Genomic DNA, 6586 nt, shown 5'->3' on the forward strand with positions numbered 1-6586 from the left:
CATCTCCGCCGGCACCGGTCTGATGGGTGAGCACGACGTCGCCTCCGGTGACCGCCTGCGCGGCAACCCGGTCGGCTCCATCACCCCGGCGACCGAGGGTGGCGTCATCGAGGGCGCGACGAACGTCTGCACCCACATGTTCAAGGCCGCCGCCGACAAGGCCGGCGTGACCGAGGCGAACAACAACATCACCTACAACTTCCGGAACACCGGTACCCACCAGTGGGGTTACTGGCAGGACGACATGTTCGAGTCCTGGCCGACCATCTCCGCCGGTCTCTTCGGTGATGATTCCGTCGCCGAGGCAATCAAGACCAAGGACGAGGCCGCCGCCACCTACCTGGAGAACAACCAGGGTGTCGGCAACGACGGTTCCCTGCCGCTGCTGACCGACGCCTTCCAGCAGGCCCAGGCGGAGCAGGCCGCGGAGAACGGCGAGAACTAGCCGCCCCCAGGCTCTCCTGCGCTCTCCGGCCACCACGGAGACCACGGCCCGCCACGCACCGACCGACGGTGCGCGGCGGGCCTTTCTGCTGTCCGGGGCACGACCACGCGTCGCGCGAGGGATTAGCGAGTACCCCCTACTAAACAGCCCCAGTGAACACCAGGGGCCTCACGAGCACCATCCGTCACTGCCGGAGCAAAGGTGATCCACCGGCGTCCCGGCCACCGTAAAGTCACTGCCGTCACGTCGATGACCGACGATCCCCTTCACGACAGGAACTCCATGCCGCTACCCGCCGTCGCACGCCGCACCGCGCGCACCGCCTCCCGCACCACCCGCACCGCCACCCGGTCCGCCGCACTGCTGAGCTCGATGACCGTCCTGCTCGCCGGCCTCGTCGGCGCCACCGGCACCGCCGTCGCCGCAGACACCGCCACCACCGCAGATACCGCCGGTGCCACAGAAAGTGCCACCGCCACCGTCCACCGTGGCTCCACCACCCCGGGGCTCACCGCCGAGGAGTCCGACTGGCGGGTCACCCTCGCCGAGCACCCCGAGGTCGAGGAGGTCTGGACCCACTCCCCGTCGATGAACCGGGACATCCCCCTGCTCGTGCGCCCGGCGTCCTCCCCCGACGCGCCGACCCTCTACCTCCTCAACGGTGTCGACGGAGGCAAGGAGCGCAACCAGTGGTTCGGCAAGGGCGGGGCGGTGGAGTTCTTCGCCGACAAGAACGTCAACGTCGTCATGCCGGTCGACGGGCGGAACTCCTACTACTCCGACTGGTACTCCGCCTCCACGCTCGACCGCGCCGACCGCGGTGGTCAGACGCAGAAGTGGGCGACCTACCTCGCCGAGGAACTGCCCGGCCCACTGGAGGACGCACTGGACGCCAACGGCGTCCGGGCGGTCCTGGGGATGTCGATGTCGGCGACCTCCGCCCTGCAGCTCGTCGAGGACAACCCCGGGTTCTACTCCGCGGCCGCCGGGATCTCCGGCTGCTACGACACGACCTCGGACGACGGACGCCGCATGGTGGACACGGTCGTCGGCAACGACGACTCCGGCGCCACCGCCGAGCAGCTGTGGGGCCCGGCCGACGGCGACTACGCCCGCGCCCACAACCCGGCGCTGCACCTCGACCGCCTGTCATCGCAGGTGCAGGGCTCCGAGATCCCGCTGTACTTCTCGGCGGCCTCCGGTGTGCCCACCACCGAGGAGGCGGTGGGCGTCGCGACCATGACCGACCCCGCCGAGCTGCTGGTCAGTGCCGTCGTCGGCCCGGGTCTGGAGGTCGGGGCGAGGGGCTGCACCGTCGACCTGCAGCGGTCGCTGTCCGCGGCGGGCGTCCCCGCGCGGTTCCACTACGCCCCGGCCGGTCTGCACAGCTGGCACTACTTCTCCCTCGCCCTTCCCGGCGCCTGGCCCACGCTGGCCCGGGGGCTGGGCGTATAGCCTGTAGTCCGTGAGACGGGCCGGACGCGCACTCTCCGTGGCGACTCTCGTCGTCGCGGTGTCCGGCTATGCCGTCACGGTGCTCGCCGGGCACGCCCTGACCCCGGCTGACTACGAGCGTTTCACCGTCTACTGGGGACTGTTCTTCACCTGCACCGGGGTACTCGACGGTCTGCTGCAGGAGACGACGCGGGCGGTCTCGTCCCGGCGTCGGGTGGCTCACGGGGACCCCGGGGCGGACGCCGACCTCCGCGGTCACGCCCGACCGCTGGCCGTCGCCGCCCGGGTGAGCCTGGGCACCGGTGGGCTGGTCCTCGCGTCCTCCCCGCTGTGGGTGGACCGGCTGCTGCCGGGCACCGGCGGGGTGACGCTGCTCGCCGCCGGCCTGGCCTGTTACGCCGTCCAGGCGACGGTGTGCGGGCTGCTGTCGGCCGCAGGGCGGTGGCGGACCTACGCCTGGCTGATCAGTGTCGACAGTGCGGTGCGGGTGGTGCTCGCCGCGGTGGCATGGGCGGCGGGGTGGCGTCTCACCGCGTTCCTGCTGGTCACGGTGATCGGCGCGGCGACATGGACGGGGCTCGCGCTGGCTACGGCGCGGCCGGGTGGCCCGCTGCGCGGCGTCCTACGGGCCGTCGCCGACGTGCCGACCGGGGAGTTCCTGCGGCGGTGCGCGGCGGCGATGGTGGCGTCCGGCGCGAACGCCCTGCTCATCACCGGGTTCCCGGTGCTGCTCGCGGTCACCTCACCCGACGCCGCCCCCGGCGCGCTGGCCGCGGTCATCACCGCGGTGACCCTCACCCGTGCCCCGCTGCTCGTCCCGCTGCAGCGTTTCCTCCCCGCGCTCATCGTCCATCTCACCGGACACCGTGGCGCCCCACTGCCCAGGGTGCTCCGAATGCTCGGCTGGTGCGCCGCCGCGTCGGTCGCCGGCGGACTGGCCGCATGGTGGTTCGCGGTGCCGGTGGCGTCCCTTCTCTTCCCCGCGGACCTGGTGGCGGACGCCGCGACGTTCAGCACGCTCACCGTGGCGTCCGGCGCGCTGGCGGTGCTCATGGTCACCGGGGCGGCGGCACTGTCCGCCGGGCGGCACGCCGCCTACGTGACCGGGTGGATCGTCGCCACAGTGGCTGCGGTGGTGATGCTGTCCACCGGATTCCCGACCGCGGTCCGGGCGGCGCTCGCCGTCGGGGTGGCGCCCCTGACCGGGGCTGCGGTGCACCTGGTGTCGCTGGTCAGGCCTTCGACAGTCCCACGGTCGGCGCCGGTGCCGGCAGGTTCCGACGCGAGAAGACGATGACCACTGCCAGGCACAGGACCGCCATGACGATGCCGAAGCCCAGCATCTCGGTGTAGTCGAAGGTGTCGGAGAGTTCGGTGAGGATCATCGGGAAGAAGAAGCCGATGTAGGTCAGGGCGTAGTAGACGGCGGTGAGGCCGCCGAGGTCGTCCGGCCCGGCGATGCGCTGCACCTCGGTGAGACCCGAGACCATGCACAGGCCGTAGCCGGTGCCGAGAACGACCGCGACGACGACGGTGTTCCAGATGGTGATGTCCCCGGCGGACAGCGTCGCGATGACCATGCCGACGGTCACGATGCACAGTCCGATGATCGGACCACGTGCACTGTGGGTGGTGTTGATCCGGGAGCCGAACTGCTGGATGGTGAAGCCGCAGCCCAGGGCGATGACGGTGAGCAGGGCCGAGTAGGCGATCGGGCTGGACACCTGGTCCTGGACCAGGCGCGGCATGATCGCGTAGGACACGCCCGCCGCGCCGAAGACCCAGGGCGCCATTGGAGCGACGACAGTGAGGAAGCGGGGGTGCTTCACCGAGGGGATCCGCAGGTCGGACCAGAACGATCCGTGGACGTTGAGGTGGGCCGACTGCCGGGTCTCGGGGATGGCGAGGATGCCCGCCAGAGCAATGGCTGAGAGGACGGCGTGGACGATGTAGGGAAGCTGACCGGGGATCGGACCCCACTGGGCGAGCAGACCGGCGATCCCGGCACCGAGGCCGAAACCGGCGGTGTTGGACATCGCGGCACGCTGGGCACCGGTACCGGGCCGGGTGTGCGGGGCGAAGGGGGCCGCGGAGAGTTCCTTGATCCAGGATCCGCCGGCGGACATCACGATGCCGACGCCGACGCCGGCGAGGACGCGGCCGACGAGGATCGCCCATTCGGTTGTTTCACCGGCGGCGATGAAGATGCTGCCGAGCAGGGCGATGAGCGGGGCCGGAAGCATGACGGGCTTTCTCCCGTAGCGGTCGGACAAGGGCCCCGCGAGCAACAGGGCGGCCACGATGCCGACGGCGTAGGAGACGAGGAGTGAGTCGATGAAGACGTCGCTGAAGACCGCCTCCTGTCGGTAGAAGACCAGCATCGGGGTGGCTTCGTTGCCGCCCCAGGCGACGGTGAAGACGGCGAAGGCGACGATGAGCCAGGCCCGGGCGTCCCTGGTGCGCGCGTTTCCCCGTGTGGTTCCCCTGTGGTGTGCCGGATTCTCCGGCTGCTCCTGATCACTCATGGGACTCATCGTAGACCCCTGTCCCACCTGGGTCGCAATGTGGTCTGACCATTGGCCGTACCGCCCTTTCCGTACGATCGGGGGGCATGAACCGCACCGACACCACCGACACCACCGGCCTCACCCGCCGCGACGGCGACACACCCGACAAACTCCGGGCCCTGGCCGACGACGCCCAGCGCGCCGCCGTCGCCGCCGAACTCAAGAGGGTCCTCGACGGGCCCTTCGCCGAACCCCGCGACGCCGCCCGCGCACTCATCGCCGCCAGGGACCTGCGCGCCGATGACACCCTCCCCCTCCACGTCGCCCACGAGCGGACAATGGCCCAGCTCTCCGACATCCTCGAGACCGGATCGCCCCGCGGCGCCTTCCGCGTCGACCACGGCGGTACCGGCGACATCGGCGCCACCCTCGCATCCCTGGAGACCGTGGGCGGGGCTGACCTGTCACTCATGGTCAAGGCGGGTGTCCAGTGGGGGCTGTGGGGCGGGGCGGTGGAGAACCTCGGCACCGAGCGCCACATCCCGCTGATCAGGGACATCATGGAGCTGCGCGTCCCCGGATCCTTCGGTATGACCGAGCGCGGCCACGGCTCCGACGTGCAGTCCCTGGAGACCACCGCCGTCTACGACCGGGCGGCCGGTGAGTTCGTCATCCACACGCCGACCCCCACGGCCGAAAAGTGGTACATCGGCAACGCCGCGGAGCACGCCACCAAGGCGGCCGTGTTCTGCCAGCTCCACACCCCCGCCGGCGACTACGAGCCGGAGGACGCCACCGGCGCCGCACCCGAGTCCTGGGGCGCGTCCCACGGCGTCCACTGCCTCGTCGTCGATCTGCGGGACGCCGACGGACGCGTCCTGCCCGGCGTCCACATCGGCGACCACATGTACAAAGGCGGGCTGAAGGGTGTGGACAACGGCACGCTGCGCTTCGACCACGTCCGCGTCCCGCGGGCGAACCTGCTCAACCGCTTCGCCGACGTTTCCGAGTCCGGCGACTACTCCTCCCCCATCGCCTCCGACGGTGCCCGGTTCTTCACCATGCTCGGCGCGCTGATCCGCGGCCGCGTCACCGTCGGAGCGTCGGCGGGTGCCGCCGCCCGGACCTCACTGGCCATCGCCACGAAGTACGCGAACCGGCGCCGCCAGTTCGCACCGGACGACTCGCTGCCCGAGTCCCGGCTCATCGAGCACCGCAAGCACCGGCTGCGGCTCATACCGCTCATCGCCAGGTCCTACGCCCTGGCCACTGCGACGAACCGGCTGATCTCCCGGCTCCAGGAACTGGAGACCACCGTCCCCGACCGGACGAACATGACCGAGGAACAGTCCGCCGACCAGCGGGAACTCGAGGCCCACGCCGCCGCACTGAAGGCCGCGAACACCTCCCACGCCACCCGTACCATCCAGGAGTGCCGGGAGGCCTGCGGCGGTGCCGGCTACATGTCCGAGAACCTGCTCACCACCTTCAAGGCTGACTCCGACGTCTTCACCACCTTCGAAGGTGACAACGTGGTGATGATCCAGCTCGCCGCGAAGGAACTGCTCACCGGCTTCTCCCGGGATATGGGGAACCTCGGGCCGCTGGAGATCGTGAAGTTCGGCCTGGACAGTTTCGGCACCCTGCTCAAACGGCGCACCGCCGCAGAGAAGATCATCCAGAACCTCGTCGACTCGGTCACCGACCGCGAGACCACCTCCCTGTTCGACCCCGCGTACCAGATCGGGCTGCTCACCGAGCGGGAGGACCGGCTGCTGATGAGCCTCATCCGTCGGATCCGCCCGGCACGCAAGATGACGACCGGGGACGCCGCAGCGCTCATCGACAGCGTGCAGGACCACATGCTCTCCTGCGCCTGGGCGCACGTCGACCGGATCGTGCTGGAGACCCTGCTGGAGGCCGAGTCCGGGCTGGCGGCATCCGGGTCGGGGGCATCCGGGTCGGGGGAATCCGGGTCGGCCGGTTCCCTGGCGATGAAGATCATGGAGCAGATCCGCGACGTCTACGTCCTGAGCCTCATCAACGACAACTCCGGCTGGTACCAGGAGCAGAACCTGCTCAACGGGGCGCGCGCCAAGGCCGCCCGCGCCGCTCTCAACGACCTCGTGGACTCCCTCGGCCCCTGGTCGGAAACGCTGGTGGACGCCTTCGCGGTGCC

General features: G+C 70.4%; 4 protein-coding genes and 1 pseudogene. 4 read left to right on the plus strand and 1 reads right to left on the minus strand.

Features of this window, described 5'->3' with window-relative positions; translation table 11 throughout:
• The 3 genes and pseudogenes from QZV72_RS09785 to QZV72_RS09795 all read left to right on the plus strand — a co-directional run.
• Nucleotides 1-445: pseudogene (locus QZV72_RS09785) on the plus strand (esterase family protein); the annotation flags it as partial.
• Nucleotides 446-694: 249 nt separating this feature from the next.
• Complete coding sequence (locus QZV72_RS09790) at nt 695-1900, plus strand: alpha/beta hydrolase family protein (RefSeq protein ID WP_297007957.1); 1206 nt, start codon at nt 695-697, stop codon at nt 1898-1900.
• Nucleotides 1901-1910: 10 nt separating this feature from the next.
• The gene (locus QZV72_RS09795) at nt 1911-3197 is read left to right on the plus strand and encodes a hypothetical protein (RefSeq protein WP_297007960.1); all 1287 of its coding nucleotides are present in this window, start codon (nt 1911-1913) and stop codon (nt 3195-3197) included.
• Here QZV72_RS09795 and QZV72_RS09800 read toward each other — a convergent pair.
• Nucleotides 3133-4425: an MFS transporter gene (locus QZV72_RS09800; RefSeq protein ID WP_297007963.1), complete on the minus strand. Its 1293-nt coding sequence runs from the start codon at nt 4423-4425 to the stop codon at nt 3133-3135. The two genes, QZV72_RS09795 and QZV72_RS09800, sit on opposite strands and share 65 nt — an antisense overlap.
• Nucleotides 4426-4511: 86 nt before the next feature.
• Here QZV72_RS09800 and QZV72_RS09805 point away from each other — a divergent pair.
• Nucleotides 4512-6586, plus strand: a 2075-nt coding sequence (locus tag QZV72_RS09805) for an acyl-CoA dehydrogenase family protein (protein WP_297007966.1), incomplete at its 3' end; no start/stop codon positions are given.

The sequence above is a fragment of the uncultured Corynebacterium sp. genome (assembly GCF_902782855.1).
Lineage (GTDB): Bacteria > Actinomycetota > Actinomycetes > Mycobacteriales > Mycobacteriaceae > Corynebacterium.